This window comes from Mesorhizobium sp. FG116 (assembly GCF_057809835.1).
The window spans coordinates 14,889-29,971 of sequence record NZ_JBMDKS010000030.1; the positions used below are offsets into that span (position 1 = coordinate 14,889).

General features: G+C 62.9%; 16 protein-coding genes. 6 read left to right on the top strand and 10 right to left on the bottom strand.

Annotation, left to right across the window (positions count from 1 at the left end):
• Positions 1-64 precede the first annotated feature (64 nt).
• Genes arsB through ACODTY_RS19785 form a run of 4 tightly spaced genes read right to left on the bottom strand, consistent with a single transcriptional unit; the run spans position 65 to position 2,459 of the window.
• Positions 65-1,120 (bottom strand): ACR3 family arsenite efflux transporter, encoded by a 1,056-nt coding sequence (gene arsB, locus ACODTY_RS19770; RefSeq protein WP_488995913.1) that lies wholly within the window; start codon positions 1,118-1,120, stop codon positions 65-67.
• Positions 1,121-1,130: 10 nt separating this feature from the next.
• Positions 1,131-1,553: an arsenate reductase (glutaredoxin) gene (gene arsC, locus ACODTY_RS19775; protein ID WP_488995914.1), complete on the bottom strand. Its 423-nt coding sequence runs from the start codon at positions 1,551-1,553 to the stop codon at positions 1,131-1,133.
• A gap of 47 nt (positions 1,554-1,600) precedes the next feature.
• Positions 1,601-2,104, bottom strand: coding sequence for an arsenate reductase ArsC (locus ACODTY_RS19780; protein WP_488995915.1), 504 nt, complete (start codon positions 2,102-2,104; stop codon positions 1,601-1,603).
• Positions 2,097-2,459: an ArsR/SmtB family transcription factor gene (locus tag ACODTY_RS19785; RefSeq protein WP_488995916.1), complete on the bottom strand. Its 363-nt coding sequence runs from the start codon at positions 2,457-2,459 to the stop codon at positions 2,097-2,099. Before ACODTY_RS19785 ends, ACODTY_RS19780 begins: the two co-directional genes overlap by 8 nt.
• A gap of 46 nt (positions 2,460-2,505) precedes the next feature.
• Here ACODTY_RS19785 and ACODTY_RS19790 point away from each other — a divergent pair, with 46 nt between their 5' ends.
• Entirely contained in the window at positions 2,506-3,003 is a 498-nt protein-coding gene (locus tag ACODTY_RS19790; protein ID WP_488995917.1) for a DUF6428 family protein, read from the top strand.
• A gap of 99 nt (positions 3,004-3,102) precedes the next feature.
• Here the strand turns inward: ACODTY_RS19790 and ACODTY_RS19795 are convergent, their stop codons facing one another.
• The 6 genes from ACODTY_RS19795 to ACODTY_RS19820 form a co-directional block, all read right to left on the bottom strand.
• The gene (locus tag ACODTY_RS19795; RefSeq protein WP_488995918.1) at positions 3,103-3,732 is read right to left on the bottom strand and encodes a cytochrome b/b6 domain-containing protein; all 630 of its coding nucleotides are present in this window, start codon (positions 3,730-3,732) and stop codon (positions 3,103-3,105) included.
• A gap of 100 nt (positions 3,733-3,832) precedes the next feature.
• A complete protein-coding gene (locus ACODTY_RS19800) occupies positions 3,833-5,026 on the bottom strand; it encodes an efflux RND transporter periplasmic adaptor subunit (protein WP_488995919.1) in 1,194 nt (397 codons plus the stop codon).
• A gap of 2 nt (positions 5,027-5,028) precedes the next feature.
• Positions 5,029-7,395: an ABC transporter permease gene (locus tag ACODTY_RS19805; protein WP_488995920.1), complete on the bottom strand. Its 2,367-nt coding sequence runs from the start codon at positions 7,393-7,395 to the stop codon at positions 5,029-5,031.
• Entirely contained in the window at positions 7,389-8,138 is a 750-nt protein-coding gene (locus ACODTY_RS19810) for an ABC transporter ATP-binding protein (RefSeq protein ID WP_488995921.1), read from the bottom strand. Before ACODTY_RS19810 ends, ACODTY_RS19805 begins: the two co-directional genes overlap by 7 nt.
• Before the next feature lie 286 nt (positions 8,139-8,424).
• Positions 8,425-9,777, bottom strand: coding sequence for an ATP-binding protein (locus ACODTY_RS19815; RefSeq protein WP_488995922.1), 1,353 nt, complete (start codon positions 9,775-9,777; stop codon positions 8,425-8,427).
• A complete protein-coding gene (locus ACODTY_RS19820) occupies positions 9,774-10,433 on the bottom strand; it encodes a response regulator transcription factor (RefSeq protein ID WP_488995923.1) in 660 nt (219 codons plus the stop codon). The genes ACODTY_RS19815 and ACODTY_RS19820 overlap by 4 nt, the downstream gene beginning before the upstream one ends.
• Before the next feature lie 138 nt (positions 10,434-10,571).
• Between ACODTY_RS19820 and ACODTY_RS19825 the strand changes: the two genes are divergently transcribed.
• The 5 genes from ACODTY_RS19825 to ACODTY_RS19845 all read left to right on the top strand — a co-directional run bounded on the left by ACODTY_RS19825 (position 10,572) and on the right by ACODTY_RS19845 (position 15,070).
• Complete coding sequence (locus ACODTY_RS19825; RefSeq protein WP_488995924.1) at positions 10,572-10,886, top strand: PepSY domain-containing protein; 315 nt, start codon at positions 10,572-10,574, stop codon at positions 10,884-10,886.
• Between the two features lie 162 nt (positions 10,887-11,048).
• The gene (locus ACODTY_RS19830) at positions 11,049-11,408 is read left to right on the top strand and encodes a hypothetical protein (protein ID WP_488995925.1); all 360 of its coding nucleotides are present in this window, start codon (positions 11,049-11,051) and stop codon (positions 11,406-11,408) included.
• A gap of 39 nt (positions 11,409-11,447) precedes the next feature.
• Positions 11,448-11,918, top strand: a complete 471-nt coding sequence (locus tag ACODTY_RS19835) for a DUF2271 domain-containing protein (protein ID WP_488995926.1) — start codon at positions 11,448-11,450, stop codon at positions 11,916-11,918.
• 10 nt (positions 11,919-11,928) lie between these two features.
• Positions 11,929-14,133, top strand: a complete 2,205-nt coding sequence (locus ACODTY_RS19840; RefSeq protein ID WP_488995927.1) for a PepSY domain-containing protein — start codon at positions 11,929-11,931, stop codon at positions 14,131-14,133.
• Positions 14,114-15,070 carry an FAD:protein FMN transferase gene (locus ACODTY_RS19845; RefSeq protein WP_488995928.1) on the top strand — a complete coding sequence of 319 codons (957 nt, stop codon included), beginning with the start codon at positions 14,114-14,116 and terminating at the stop codon, positions 15,068-15,070. Before ACODTY_RS19840 ends, ACODTY_RS19845 begins: the two co-directional genes overlap by 20 nt.
• Positions 15,071-15,083: the final 13 nt, after the last annotated feature.

A 15,083-nucleotide genomic window follows, 5' to 3' on the forward strand; every position in this document is an offset into this window, starting at 1 on the left:
GACGAGGCCAGCGGGGACCGGCGAGGATCTTATCTTCGGACGCTGTAGCTTCGGTCGTGCTGGATCAGCGTTCCGCCTCGACGGCGTCAGTGCGCCGGCTTCCCCGCTCATACCAGCCTTTCGAGCGGTTCACGATCCAGACGACCGAGAGCATGACCGGCACTTCAATCAGCACCCCGACTACGGTTGCGAGCGCGGCCCCGGAGTGGAATCCGAACAGGCTAATGGCGGCGGCGACCGCCAGCTCGAAGAAGTTGGATGCGCCGATCAGCGCCGAAGGACCGGCCACGCAATGCTGTTCGCCCACGGCCCGGTTGAGCAGATAGGCCAGCCCCGAGTTGAAATAGACCTGAATCAGAATGGGGACCGCCAGCAGGGCAATGATGAGCGGCTGCGCGATGATCTGTTCGCCTTGGAAGCCGAACAGCAGCACCAGCGTCACCAGCAGGGCGACCAGCGACAGCGGCCCGAGCTTCGCCAGCAATGCGGCAAGCGCCGGAGCGGCGCCGCTGGCAAGCAGCCGCCGCCGGACGATCTGCGCGACGATCACCGGAATGACGATGTAGAGCAGGACCGAAAGGACCAGCGTTCCCCACGGCACGGTAATCGCCGACAGGCCAAGCAGCAGGCCGACAATCGGCGCGAAGGCCACCACCATGATCGCGTCGTTGAGCGCGACCTGGCTCAATGTAAAATGCGGCTCGCCCTTGGTGAGATTGGACCAGACGAACACCATTGCGGTGCAGGGTGCGGCGGCCAGAATAATGAGGCCAGCGATATAGCTGTCGATCTGGTCGGCCGGCAGGTGGGGCCGGAACATCCAGCCGATGAACAGCCAGCCGAGCAGCGCCATCGAAAAGGGCTTGATCGCCCAATTGATAAACAGCGTTACGCCGATGCCGCGCCAATGCCGCCCGACTTCACCAAGGGCGGCGAAGTCGATCTTGAGCAGCATGGGAATGACCATGAGCCAGATCAGCACCGCGACGGGCAGATTGACCTTGGCGATTTCGAGCGCGCCAACAGCTTGGAACGCGCCGGGGAACCAATGTCCGAGGGCGATGCCGACGACGATGCAGAGGGTCACCCAAAGGGTGAGATAGCGTTCAAAGGCGGACATGGGGATTTCCTTACGCCGTCGCCACGCGGCCGTGTTCGTCAATGACCCGCTCGCCATCCTCTTTCACGAACTCGCCCCGTTGTGGTGGCAACAGATCAAGCACCGTTTCGGATGGCCGGCACAGCTTCACCCCTTTGGGGCTGACGACGAGAGGGCGATTGATCAGGATCGGGTGCGCCATCATCGCGTCGAGCAACGCGTCATCGGTCAATTCGGGATCGCCAAGGCCGAAGTCAGCATAGGGTGTTCCTTTTTCCCGTAAGATCGAGCGGAGCGACAGGCTGGCGCGCTCGATAAGCTGCGCGAGCAGCGCCCGCGAGGGCGGGGTTTTCAGGTATTCGATGATATGAGGCTCGACACCTGCATTGCGGATCAGACCAAGGGTATTCCGCGAGGTCCCGCAGTCGGGGTTGTGGTAGATAATAACATCCATGTCTTGCCTCATGCCGCGCTGCCGCGCGGCGAGCTTGCGCCTTTGGATTAGCCGATTTCGACAAGGCGGGTGCGCAACATCGATTTGTCGAGGCTGGAGACGGGAAGCGCGGCAAACGCCGCGATGCGGTTCCGCAGATAGCGGAACGCGCTCATGAAAGCCGTTTGCCGGGCAATCTCTGGCCCTTCGACGGCGGCCGGGTCTTCGATCCCCCAATGCGCCGTCATAGGCTGGCCGGGCCAGACCGGGCAGGCTTCGCCGGCCGCGTTGTCGCAAACGGTGAACACGAAATCCATGACCGGGGCGTCAGGCCCGGCATATTCGTCCCATGCCTTCGAGCGTAGGCCATCAGTGGGGTAGTCGAAGTTCGCGAGTGTCGTGATAGCGAGCGGGTTCACTTCGCCCTTGGGCTGGCTTCCGGCCGAATAAGCACGAAAACGTCCCACGCCATCCTTGTTCAAGATGCTTTCGGCGAGGATCGAGCGGGCGGAATTGCCGGTGCATAGGAACAGGACATTGAAGATGCGTTCGGGTGCGGCGTGGTCAGGCATGGGCTTTGTCCTTGGTGGGAACACAACAGGCGGCGAGCGCAGCGACAGCCGGGGTGCAGACTTCGGGATGCCCTTGGCAGCAGTCGCGCATGAGAAATTCGAGAAGGCCTGACAGCGCCGGATAGGAGGCGCTGTAAATGATCGAGCGGCCGTCGCGGCGGGACTCGACGAGGCCGGATTGTTCAAGGTGGCTCAGGTGGAAGGACATGCGCGACGAGGATGCGCTGCCCATCGCTTCCCCAATGGCCCCTGCTGCCATCCCGTCAGGCCCGGCCGTGACCAGCAGGCGCACGATACGCAGACGGGTTTCCTGCGAGAGCGCCGCGAACGCGGAGAGGGCTTGCTTTTCGTCCATTAATGTCTCAACATTTCAAGAATCATTGAAATATGGGTATACGAACATGGATGTTCACGCCAGCCCCCTAATGACGGATTTTCAGGATGACGCCTCACTCGGCGCGTTCCTTAATGCTTTGGAAGCGCACGCCGACAAGGCCCTTGTCCTCACCTATGGCAACGGGCAGCAGGTGCAGGCCGGCTATCACGTCACCGAAGTTAAGGCGGGTTCTTTCGTCACGCTCGATTGCGGCGGCAATCCCGATGCGTGGCGGGAAACCGTCTTGCAGGTCGAGGATATTCCGGCGACCGAACGCAGCGCGCCCATGACCGTCGCCAAGTTCCAGTCGATCTTGGGAAAGGTCGGCAGCAAGATCCAGCTCGACGGGGAGGCGCGTTTGACTTGGGAGGTGAGCCGTCCCGGCGCTCCGATGCAGGTTTATGATGTGGCCAGCATCGGGATAGAAAGCGGCCGGGCGATTGTGCAGTTCAGCCCACGCCCCGCAATTTGCAAGCCGAGGCATCGCGCGCAACAGGTCGGAGCATCTGCCTGTTGCGGGTAGGGCGTCACCGCAATCCCAATTCGCAACAGCGGATTTCGGGAGTTGCGACAATTGCCTTGGTTCGTTGCTAACGCACTGTTTCGGTAGCCTATTCCGACATCAGTCGGATCGCTTGCGTCCAGTAACCATAGCTCTCGCAAGGTTCTCGTGATGCACGAAGCTTGCTAGCAGGACACCGAGAATGTGAAAAATGACCAAGCCCAGCGTGATATTGGCGATCACTTCATGGGCCTCACCGAAGGCGCTTTCGCCTCTGGTCTTGTCGCCCTCGTCTCCTTCGCCGGCGGGGAGTTGTTCTGTCGTGGTAGCAGAGGTCTGTGCAAACAGTGGGGCCAACGGCCCAGCGCCTTCTTCGGCATATCGGATGAGCCCGGTGACCACGGTTGCAGCCAGGAAAATCAACAGCGCTATGACCATGGCGCCACCCGCGGGACTATGGCCGATGTAGCGCTTCGCGCGGGCAAGCACGAGATTCCAGAGATAACGGATGGCAGCTATCGGATCGGTCACGAAGTCCGAAAACCGCGCATGACGCGGCCCGACAAATCCCCAGCCAATGCGGGCCAGGACCAGAACGCCGACGATATAGCCTGCCCAGACGTGAACGGTCGTGACGTCTTCTGTCAGGTATGCGACGAAGAATGCAAGGGCAACGGCCCAATGAGCTACCCTAACAAACGGATCCCAGACCTTTATTTCGGATGAAGCCCGAGCGTGCATGTCGCGCATTCCTTGAAAATTTCCAAGCTAGGTGATTCGGCTTCCCGTGCGTTGACTTGGATCAAAGGGTCGGCATCCGTTCGCCTGCCAGAGGTTGCCCGACTGATCGCTATTTATCGAGCCTGACATTGCTGCCATCGGCAAGGGCAGCGGGCGGATAGACGACGACGATGTCGCCGGAACCCACGCCCTGCGCTATCGCGGCAACGCGTTGCGAGAGACGCGCAACTTGTATCTCCCGGAGAAGCACGCGGCCTTCCTCTACAACGAAGACGTTCCAGGCATCGCCGCGCCGGAACAGCGCTCCGACCGGCAGGACGGTCGCCTGATCGGTCTGGTCGACCACGATCTTGACCTCGACACGGTAACCGTCTCCCAAGCCGGTCCACGTCTCGCGCGGCGAGGTTAGGTCGACGATAACCCAGACGCGCTGTTCTTCGACCCCAAGGGCGGAGACTTTGGTGAAGCCGGAGGGCTCCACGCGTCGCACAGCACCCTCCAAATCTGTGGGACCGCCCCAGCGCTCAATGATTACCTTGTCGCCATCCTTTATGCGGGCGGCGTCAGTCGTCAAAACATCCACTGCGATTTCGAGATCGCCTGGATCACCCACCTCGATCAACGGAGATCCTTGCGAAACAACATTTTCGCTTTCCTGGACGATCCTGAGAACTCGACCATTTATGGGTGACAGTACAGGGTAGCTTTCGCCAGGCTCGGAATTGTCGGCGGTCTTCAGAGCCGCGCGAGCCTGCTCCAGAACGTGGGCCGCAGCGTGCCAGCGGCGTTCCGTGGCAATGAGCTGCCGCTCCGCCACCAGCACGAGCAACTCCTCCCGCTGCAATTGCGCGGCGGCGGCGACGTTTTGTTCCGCGAGCTTTTGGGTGCGCTCCAGATCGGCACGGGCTTGAACCAGCAGCACTTTGGCCTGCTCGTAAAGCGACTCGGCTTCTTCGACCGCCGCCTCGGCGGCGCCCACCTGCGCCTCCAGTTCCAACCGGACGCGTGGGTCGAGCAATGGAGAGACTGGCGGCGTGATGATCGCCATAGTTTGTCCCTCCTGCACGGCATCGCCTGCCTCCAGAGCCATTCTCTGCACTCGCCCGGATAAAGGGGCTGATACCAGATAGCGATCCCGCATCCGCGTGCGGCCGTCTTCTTCGATCGTGTCCTGGAACGTCGTCGCCACGACCTCGGCGGTCTCGACGAGAACCGGCTGAGGCATAAAAACCCAGTAGAGGCCAAACGCCACGAGCAACAGCAGCAACAATCCGCCGACGATGGATGTTCTTCGGCGCTTCATGATCAGTCTCGGGTCTTGAGCACGGACACCAGATCGAGTGTGTCGATCCTGCGGCGGATTGTGATGAAGCTGGCCACGGCCGCGCCGATCACCAGAAGCGAGGCCATCGCGTAGCTGCTCGGATCGATCACGGCGGGAATCTGGAACGACTCGCGCGCGCGCGCAGAGGAGATCAGTTCGACCAGGTACCATCCGATTAGAAGTCCGGCGGGAACAGCCACAACGAGCTCCACGACGAGCTCACTGAGGATGACAGCGGACACCTCGCGCCGAGTCAGTCCGATGATGCGGAGGCTGGCGAGTTCCCAGGCGCGCTCCTGCAGGGCGATGCGGGCGCTGTTATAGACCACCCCTATTGCGATCAGCATTCCGAACCCCGCGAGAATCAGCGCGCCGATCAGCACCATTCCGCCGATCGTCTCGTTGAACAGTGCAAGCCAAAGAGCCTTGACCGAACTTCCCTCGACCTTTGGCATCAACTTTACCCTGGACCAGAGCAGATCGGATTGGCGCAGATCAAACTTGATGGTCGCGAAATTTACGACGGGACCCTCCCGCATCAACCGATTGAGCGCGGTGCGCTCCATCGTCACCGATGCCCCCAGGATGTCGTCCGAGATCCTGCGGACGGCGACGTCCCTCGCGGTCCGGGCGCCTTCGAGTACCTCGATCGAGACAGTGTCGCCGACGTGCAGATCGAGCTGCCTCGCGATCTGCCGGCTGAGCATGATGCCGTCGGAAGGAACGGCAATCGGCTGCAGCGCGCTGTCCCTCATGACCTTGAGCTCGGAATCCGAATCCAAGCCAGTAGCTGAAGTGCGGTAGGTTCGGTGCCCCGCTCGCAGTCTGATTGGAACGACCCGCTGGATCTCGGCCGTCAGCACGCCGGGAATCGCCTGCAGCTCGTAGAGCGCATCTGCTGAGACCGGCTCGGCGAAGGTGAGAAACGCGTCACCACGCTCGATGCGTCCGAAGCTCACATCGATCATATAGTCGATTGCGTCAAACCAATAGAGCCCGAACAGAACGAGCGGAATCGCCAGAGCGATGCCGACGGTCGTCAAGAGCGTCCTCACGGGCCGACCCAGGATCGTTCGGGCGGCGATGACGTACTGGAGGGGAATTCCCCGGCTTCCCATTGTCTGGAGCCAACTGAATGCGTGCAGCGCCGGCGGCGTTTCGGGCCGCATTGCTTCCGCGGGCGAAAGTGTTGCGATCCGATATACGGTCGATGCCGCAGCGAGGTTCGCCGCAGCGAAGCTGACAGCCGTCACAGCGACGAGCAGCCACGGCTCGAGCTGCGCCTCCAGTGATGGAAACCGAAAGAAGGCGCGATAGCTTCCGACGACCCCGATAGCGAACCAGCGTCCCAGAACCAGACCCATAACCGATCCGAGCAATGCGATGGCGGTGACCAGCTTGAAATAGTGGAACGCGATCGTGCGGTTCGCGAACCCCAACGCCTTCAGCGAAGCGATCTGACCCCGTTGTGCCTCGACCATCCTTCCGATCACGACGTTGAGCAGGAATGCGGCGATGCCGAAAAAGACCGACGGCATGACGATGCTCAAGGTTTCCTGCTCGGCCAGTTCGTCTTGGAGAAAGCGGTGGGACGGCTGATCGCTCCGATCGTAGGCTCCCGTGCCGCCGTAGGGCGCCAGCAGGCGATCGACCTCGTCCAGGACATGCGGCATGCTCGCGTCGGGCGCCAGCGTCATCACGACGTCATTGAACGCACCGTCCATGTCGAATGCGCTGGCCACTGCATCCTCTCCGGCCCACAGCACGACGAAGTTTCGATCGTCCGGAAGCGGCACTGCGGCGCGTGTCGCAAACACGAATTCTGGCGACAGGGCGCTGCCAACGACGCGGAAGCCTTGTAGCCGGCCATTGAGGACCACGTCGATGGCTTCTCCCAGCCGCACAGCGCGCGCCTCCGCATAGGCGGCGTTGATGATGACTTCCTCCGGATGCAGCGGATCGGGCCAGCGTCCCTGCACGAGGTGAAGGCGATCGAGCAAAGGCTGACCTGCGGTCGGAAGCGAGATGACGCGCCCTGAGATGGGGAGGTTCGTGTCCACGCGGATCACCCGCACGGCCTTCGCAACGCGCGGCTCCACGATGCCGATGCCGTCGATCTCGCGCAGGCGATCGACAATGGTAAGCGGCGCGCGTGTCATGCTGGCAAAGAGGTCCGCGAAGCGTTCGTTGCGGTAGTGCGCCTCCATGGCGCCGACCAGCGCCAGATAGTTCGACACCGACATCACGAAGACTGCCACGCCGGCGGCGACGAGCATTGCGATGCTGAGAACCTGAAGCCGCATCGACCAGAGATCGCGCAGCACCTTGATGTCCAGGACGTTCACCATTCCACATCCTCGGCGCGGATGCGATTTGGATTCGGCTCCTCCTTGACGATACGCCCGCCGCTAAGCCGCAACACGCGGTTCGCCATCCCTGCGATTGCCGAGTTGTGAGTGATCACGGCGGTCGTCGTGCCAAGTTCAGCGTTCACCTTGGCGATTGCTGCGAGGACCAGCCGGCCGGTGTCCACGTCGAGAGCGCCGGTCGGCTCGTCGCAAAGCAGGATGTCCGGCCGTTTTACGATTGCGCGCGCCACTGCGACACGCTGCTGCTCTCCGCCCGACACCTGCGAGGGAAAATGACCAGCGCGATGTGTCAGTCCGACGAGCTCGAGCGCCTCAGCTGGCTTCATTGGATTGCCGGCAATCTGCGCGACCAGCTGTACGTTTTCCTCGACTGTGAGGCTCGGGATCAGGTTGTAGAATTGAAAGACGAAGCCGACATGCTCGCGCCGGTACGTGGTCAACTCCTCGTCGCTTGCTCCGGTCAGTTCGTGATCTCGCCAGGTTGCTGTACCCGACGTTGGAGCGTCCAACCCGCCGAGGATATTGAGCAGGGTCGATTTGCCCGAGCCTGAGGGCCCAAGAAGAACGATGAATTCGCCCTGCCGGATATCGACATCGACGTCCTTCAGCGCTACGACGCGGGAGTCGCCGGAGCCATACACCTTGGTCAACCCTCTGGCCACGAAGACCGGACCCTCAGGTTGTGTTGTCGAACTCTTTGCCTCTCGCTCGCGGACTAGCATGCGGACTCCGGTCCCTCAAACGACACATAGAGTTTGGCTCACGTCGGCAGCCTTGATTCTTATCAAGTATTACAACGACATTGGAGCAGCCGCCTCAACGTCACCTGGATCGCGCCCTGCCGTACCATCGTTCCGGTCTCAATCCATGCAGTGCTGCATGCCGGCCGCTGGGCGACGTTTAGAGCCGGCGGGAAGAGAGATTCGATGACGCTTTTTGACATCCCAATTGCCCCCTGAGGTGAGCCTGGCGTGTAGCCACGCTCCAGCACGGTTTCTCATCGGCTTCTCAACTGCCGGAACGTCGGTCATTGGGATCCCTCAAGGAGACAACTGCCTCAAACCCACGGTCGCCACCGCTGCGCGGCGACCTCAGTTCGAGGCGGCTGCCGATGCGATGAGCAATCGTGGTCACGATTGACAGTCCGATGCCGCTGCCGCGCCCGGAGCTGCCGTTGCGTTCGAACCGGCCCGTCAGCCTCTGGAGCTTCTCAGGTGGCACCAATGCGCCATCATTCGCCACGGTCAAGATTCCTTCGGTCGAAAGCGCGACTTCGACGGGCGAGTTCTTTTCACCGTGCTGAAGGGCGTTTTCGATCAGATTCCGGCACAGGATTCCCACCGTGTCCGGATCGACCGACGACAGGACTGGTGTCTCGGGCATGCCGAGCACTATTCGGCCTGGCGTCTCCGCCCGCTGCATGTCCTCCACGACGACGGACAGCACGTCACGAAGGTCTGACTCCTGATCCAGCTTCAGGCGCCCACCCTCCGCGCGAGCAAGCTGCATCAGCCGCTCGGCCCGCACGGTAAGCCGCTTCAGCGTCACCTCGATGTCAGCTCCGCGCTGTGCCGTATGAGATTCCGCAGTTTCTTTGCGGATGCGTTGCGCCTGGGCGATTGCTGCGGCAAGGGGTGTGCGAAGCTCGTGGGCTGTATTGGCGGCGAGGCTGCGTTCCGCATCGAAAGCCGCACGAAGCCGTTCCAAAAGCGCATTCATGGTGGCGGCCAAAGGGGCCACTTCGCTCGGCAGGTCGTCGGCAGAAACCGCGGCCAGATCCTTTTCGCTGCGCGTCTCGAGCTGCTCCCGAAACGAACGTAAGGGATGCGTTGCTTGTCGAACGGCGAAGGCGATCGCACCGAATGCGGCAGGGATCACGAGGAGGACCGGCAACGCGAGCACCATCTGCATCTCACGGATGACTGACGCCTGATGCTCCAGCGGCTGCGCCACAGTGATAATGACAGTGCCTTGCAGAGCTTCCTCGCTGTACAGTCGGTATCGGTCGGTCCGACGGAAACCCGGACCGTCATAGTCGGGAAATGCCGAGAGATCGGCAGCGTGGGAACGTAGCAGGACATCGCCCTTGTCATTGCGCACCAGGTAGGTGAACAGTTCGCCGTGGCTGCGGATCGCGCCGAGCCTCTGGCTTGCCGTGTCGCCTTCTTCGCGACCAAAAATGTCGAGGACAGCGAGCGGCAGTAGCCGCTGGGCGGTTTCCTGGAGCGAAGAGTCGAAGACCTCTTCGATCTCATGACGGATTAGCACGGCTGTCGCCCAGGCTGCCCCTACCCAGATCACGAGGAGGATGGTGCCGAGCGTAAGCAGAAGCCTTCTCTGGAGACTTTGAGGCGCCTTCATGGCTGCGCCAGCCGATAACCGAGGCCGCGTTCGGTTTCGATCAGGTCGGATCCGAGCTTCTTGCGTAGGCGGCTGACATGAACCTCGATCGTATTGCTCTCGATCTCGGCATCGAAGTCGTAAAGCTTTTCCTCGAGTTGGGTCTTGGAAAGGACCTGGCCCGGTCGGGTAAGGAAGGATTCCAGAAGGGCCCATTCGCGCGCCGTCAGTTGAACCGGCTTTCCTTCGCGCCGGACGCTCCGGCGCGCGATGTCGATGTCGAGGACACCGTGCCGGATGATCGGGTTTGGGTTACCGGCATACCGTCGCGCGACCGAACCGATCCGCGCGGAGAGTTCGTCAAGGTCGAACGGCTTGACCAGATAGTCATCTGCGCCGACCTTGAGACCTTCAATCCTGTCGGAAACCTGATCGAGGGCGGTCAGGACGATAACGGGAGTTGCGTTTCCCGCGGCGCGTAGAGCCTTGAGGAAGGCGATGCCGCGACCATCGGGAAGCATGAGGTCGAGCAGAATCAGATCGTGGGCGGCACCCGCGATTGCATCGCGCGCCGCGTCGAGGCGCATGACCCAGTCGACGGAGTGTCCGTCGCCAACAAGCTGGTCGCGCACGGCCGCGCCCAGAACAGCATCATCTTCAACAAGCAGCGTGCGCATCCGGCGCTTCCTTTGGCCATGCTCCATGGTGGCCGCCCGTCCTGACGGTTTGCTGAAGCAGGACATCGGCGGCCTTCAGGAAACCGTCAGCTTCACCCCGCAATCTGAAGCCAGTCCAAGTAAGGGAAATTATGCGCCATGCGCCTCGCCCTGACAATTCTCACCATGGTCGCGGCGCTGCCCGCGGGCAACGCCATGGCCGACGACGACTGCTTCGTGCCGATGGCCGACTGGAAGCCCAGGGAAGCTGTCGCGAAGATGGCGGCCGATCTCGGATGGTCCGTGCGCAGGATCAAGATCGACGATGGCTGCTACGAGATCATCGGGACAGATGCCGAGGGTCGGCAGATAGAGGCGACCGTCGATCCTTCGACCCTCGAGATACTGGAGATCGAGGCGCGGGACAATGACGGTCGCAACGGTCGCGGCCAACAGGACCGCAGCGACGACTGAGTGGAAGTGGACCGCCGCCGACTTGTTGAAAGGGCTCCGCCACGGCGGGGCCTTCTGCTTTTCTGCGGTTCCTGACGGCTAACTGAAGCAGAAAATCCCATCGCGTCAGGATGCGATCAGGCGCGTCACCCAGAAAGGACCAGCAGAAAAAGGAGACCTGCCATGAAGAATACCCTCGCAATCCTGCTTGCCTCGACCGCGCTGGCTGTCGGCGCCGGCATCCCGGCGTGGAGCGCCATGCAGCGCGTCGAGCATTCCCCGAAGTCGTTCCAAGACAATCCCTTCGTTCGGCTGGCCGGCGATGACGACGATGGCGACCGCGAACGTGGCCGCAGCTATCGGAGCAACGATGACGGCCACCGTGTCGGCGATGACGATGACGACGGCGGTGGTGACGATGATGAAGATGATGATGGCTCTCCAGGCGCCGCATCGGCGAGCCCCGCGCCGGCCGGAACCGTCGCTCCACCCGCTAACGGACTGTTCGGCGGCGGCGCGATGCCGAAGGTCAAGGTGAACTAACCCGCCTCCTTCCTCACTTACGCAATCCGGAGAACCATCATGAAGAAGATCCTTGCCGCGCTGGCTTTGACGACGGCACTGACCCTCCCGGGGATCGCGCTTGCGCGACCTGTGACGCTGACCACAACACTGAAGAGCTATGGAGGCGATGGCGCCTATCTCGCGATCTATGTCACCGACTCGAAGGGCGCGTATGCCGGGACCCTCTGGATGGCTGGAGGCAAGGCGAAATACTACGAGCACCTCTCCGACTGGTACCGTGCAACTGGCGGCAACGCCGCCGAGATCAACGGCATCACCGGCGCCAGCGTCGGTGCGGGGCGCACGCTGGAAATCACGCTCGATCTCGCCGATGCGCTCTTTGATGCGGGTTATACCGTGCATATCGACGCCGCCGTCGAGGACATGCGTGACAGTCCAAACGAGGTGGCCATGCCGCTGACGTCGGCAGGAGCCGGACAGACGGTGCAGGGCCGTCGATACGTCGCAAGCTTCGGCTACAGCATCTGAGGCGGCTGCCATGGTCCGGATCCTCCACCGCTGGCCGGGGTTGGCGGCGCTGGCCCTACTTACGTTCCTGGCACTCAGTGGCGCGGCTCTCTCGGTCTTTCCGGTGGCGGAGCGATTGTCGACTGCGCAGGGCGATGCCACCACCAGCGTCGCGGATCTCGCGGCCACGATCCGCTCGGTCTACCCCGGCGTCGAGCAGATCAGGCGCTCGCCGTCGGGCCGCATCACCGCCTACTGGTTCGACAACGGCGCGCCCGGATCGGCTGTGGTGGATCCGGCGACCGGCATCGCCGTCGGCTCGGCCGATCCCAACCAGATCGAGCGGTGGCTCACCAACCTGCACCGCTCACTATTCCTGGATGACGCAGGCCGTATCGTTTCGGGCATAGGGGCGGCGGCCATGCTGGTCCTGTCGATCTCCGGGATTCTTCTGGTCGCGCGCCGGACCGGAGGGTGGCGGCACTGGCTGTCGCCACTGCGCGGCCCGCTGGCGGGACGCATCCACGTCGAGCTGGCCCGCGGCGCCGTGCTTGGCCTGCTGCTGTCGTCTGCGACCGCGATCTGGATGACAGCTTCGACGTTCGGGCTCCTGCCCGACCGGCCTGCGGCCCTTGACATGCCTGTCGCCAGCGGCCAGACCGGGGCATCGCTTGCCGAGATGCCGCTGCTCGCGGCGACACAAGTTTCCGACCTGCGCGAACTGACATTCCCCTATCCGGACGACGCAACCGACGTCTTCACTCTGAAAACTGACCGAGGAACCGGATACATCGATCAGGGCACCGGCGAGATGCTGGGCTGGGCGGATCTCAGCGGCTGGCAGCGCGCGACCGAAACGGTTTACATGCTCCACACAGGGCGCGGGGCAGCGCTGCTCGGTCTCCTTCTTGGGGTCATGGCGCTGGCAGTTCCGGCGATGGGCACGACGGGCGCGATCCTGTGGTTCGTGGCACGCCGCGGCCGACCTTCCATCAAGGGCAATGCTGTGCCGGTGAGCGCAGATACGATCATCCTGGTTGGAAGTGAGGGCGGCAGCACCTGGGGTTTTGCCGCCACGCTTCAAGTTGCGCTGGCCAAGGCCGGCAAGCGCGTTCATGTCGCCCCAATGTCGGCCTTTTCACCCGAACGCACCCAAGCCGCGCAGCACTACATCGTGCTGGCGGCGACTTACGGCGACGGCGATGCTCCTTCGTCCGCCACAGGCTTCCTCGATCGCCTCGCCGCTCTACCCGTGATCCCATCGGGAACGCTTGCTGTGCTCGGCTTCGGGGATCGCAGCTTTCTTCGCTTCTGTGCCTATGCGGAAGCCGTCGAAGTCGCCGCTCGGACGAAAGGGTGGCAGATGCTGCTGCCGCTCGGCACGATCGACCGGCAGTCGCCGCAGGAGTTCGCACGGTGGGGGCATGCGCTCGGCGCCGCGCTGGGCGTTCCCTTGGAACTCGACCACCTGCCGGTCGCACCGCAGACCACGTCGCTGACCCTGGTGTCGCGTCGCGATCACGGGCACGAGGTCCAGGCTCCGACCGCGATACTGCGCTTTGCCGTGCCGCGCCTTGCGCTTTGGCAGCGTCTTCTCGGCCAGGGATTCGCCCGCTTCGAGCCGGGCGACCTGATCGGCATCGTGCCCGAGGGCTCGACAATCCCGCGCTTCTATTCGCTCGCTTCCGGCAGCAAGGATGGCTTCGTCGAGATCGTGGTCCGCAAGCATGTGGGCGGCCTTTGCTCCGGCGTACTGCTGGCGCTGAAGCCGGGACAGCAGGTGGCTGCCTTCCTACGGCGCAATCCGCGCTTCCACGCCGGCAGGGACCGCACGCCGCTGGTCCTCGTAGGGGCCGGCACCGGCATCGGCCCTCTCGCCGGCTTCATCCGCGCGAATGTCGGGCGGCGGCCGATCCATCTGTTCTTCGGGCTGCGCCACCCCGACAGCGACTTCCTCTATCGGGATGAGCTCGACGCATGGACTGCCGAGGGGCGCCTGACGGGCCTTGCCACGGCATGCTCGCGGGGTGCGCACCCCCGCTATGTCCAGCATGCGATCGCTGCCGAACGGGCGGCCTTCATTCAGGCGATCCGCTCGGGCGCACGCGTCATGGTTTGCGGTGGGCGCGAGATGGCGGCGGGAGTGGCCGAGACCGTTACTTCGATCCTGGAGCCACTTGGCTTGTCCCCGACCTTGCTGCGGGGGGAGGGACGCTATGTCGAGGACGTCTACTAAGCACCTCCACCAAGCAATGAACGGACCGACTATGGGTACGCGCTGGTCGGCGGTTATACATGCGCCGCCGCGGGGATTCGATGCCGAAAGCGCCAGCGTTGCGCTCCAGGCGGCCGTCGACGAGGTCGATGCCCAGATGTCGATCTGGAAAGCGGACAGCGATCTGATGCGGCTGAACCGCACCCCCGTTGGCGAAACTGTCCCGGTTCCCGTCGCGCTCGAAGCAGTGCTCAGGCTTGGCATCGCCGTCGGCAGCACCTCCGGCGGAGCATTCGACATGGGGGTCGGCGACGTCGGTTTGGCATGGGGATTCGGGCCGTCTGAGGCGATGCCGGATTCGATACGTGCCGCGATGTCTGTCCGCCGCGTTCCCGCCCACGAAGCTCTTGATGTCACCGACGGCGAGGTGACCAAGCGCGCTCCCGTCACGCTCGACCTCAACGGCATCGCCAAGGGTTTTGGCGTCGACAGGCTAACCGAAACGCTGGCGCAGCTGGGTGTTGCCGACGCCTTGGTTGGGATCGACGGCGAGATGCGCGCCATGGGAACGAGATCCGATGGCGAAGCCTGGACCGTCGCGGTCGAGGCGCCCGATCCGGGTCGCCGCGCGCCGCATTCGATTCTGTCCCTTTCGGATTGCGCCGTCGCCACCTCCGGCGACTACCGCCATTTCGTTGAGGTGCGAGGTCGCCGACTGTCGCACACCATCGATCCTCTTCGGGGGGCGCCGCTTCTGGAATCGCCTGCTTCGGTCACCGTCGTGGCCCCCTCTTGTGCAGCAGCCGATGCCTGGGCAACGGCCCTTATGGTTCTCGGTCCCCAGGAAGGAAGTGCGTTCGCTAGGAAAGTCGGCATTGATGCCCTGTTCCTGCTTCGAGGCGAAGACGCTAAGGTCGGGACACAGCGTGTCGGGCGGACGTTCGAACAGACCACATGAGGGATCGGAAAGC

Bases quoted from the DNA above. Each gene is read 5' to 3' on its own strand.
- ACODTY_RS19845 (WP_488995928.1), top strand. From the start codon at position 14,114: ATGTCGAGGACGTCTACTAAGCACCTCCACCAAGCAATGAACGGACCG.
- ACODTY_RS19815 (WP_488995922.1), bottom strand. From the start codon at position 9,777: ATGAAGGCGCCTCAAAGTCTCCAGAGAAGGCTTCTGCTTACGCTCGGC.
- ACODTY_RS19790 (WP_488995917.1), top strand. From the start codon at position 2,506: ATGGATGTTCACGCCAGCCCCCTAATGACGGATTTTCAGGATGACGCC.
- ACODTY_RS19800 (WP_488995919.1), bottom strand. From the start codon at position 5,026: ATGAAGCGCCGAAGAACATCCATCGTCGGCGGATTGTTGCTGCTGTTG.
- ACODTY_RS19795 (WP_488995918.1), bottom strand. From the start codon at position 3,732: ATGCGCGACATGCACGCTCGGGCTTCATCCGAAATAAAGGTCTGGGAT.
- ACODTY_RS19785 (WP_488995916.1), bottom strand. From the start codon at position 2,459: ATGGACGAAAAGCAAGCCCTCTCCGCGTTCGCGGCGCTCTCGCAGGAA.
- arsC (WP_488995914.1), bottom strand. From the start codon at position 1,553: ATGGATGTTATTATCTACCACAACCCCGACTGCGGGACCTCGCGGAAT.
- ACODTY_RS19780 (WP_488995915.1), bottom strand. From the start codon at position 2,104: ATGCCTGACCACGCCGCACCCGAACGCATCTTCAATGTCCTGTTCCTA.
- ACODTY_RS19825 (WP_488995924.1), top strand. From the start codon at position 10,572: ATGCGCCTCGCCCTGACAATTCTCACCATGGTCGCGGCGCTGCCCGCG.
- ACODTY_RS19805 (WP_488995920.1), bottom strand. From the start codon at position 7,395: ATGGTGAACGTCCTGGACATCAAGGTGCTGCGCGATCTCTGGTCGATG.
- arsB (WP_488995913.1), bottom strand. From the start codon at position 1,120: ATGTCCGCCTTTGAACGCTATCTCACCCTTTGGGTGACCCTCTGCATC.
- ACODTY_RS19830 (WP_488995925.1), top strand. From the start codon at position 11,049: ATGAAGAATACCCTCGCAATCCTGCTTGCCTCGACCGCGCTGGCTGTC.
- ACODTY_RS19840 (WP_488995927.1), top strand. From the start codon at position 11,929: ATGGTCCGGATCCTCCACCGCTGGCCGGGGTTGGCGGCGCTGGCCCTA.
- ACODTY_RS19820 (WP_488995923.1), bottom strand. From the start codon at position 10,433: ATGCGCACGCTGCTTGTTGAAGATGATGCTGTTCTGGGCGCGGCCGTG.
- ACODTY_RS19810 (WP_488995921.1), bottom strand. From the start codon at position 8,138: ATGCTAGTCCGCGAGCGAGAGGCAAAGAGTTCGACAACACAACCTGAG.
- ACODTY_RS19835 (WP_488995926.1), top strand. From the start codon at position 11,448: ATGAAGAAGATCCTTGCCGCGCTGGCTTTGACGACGGCACTGACCCTC.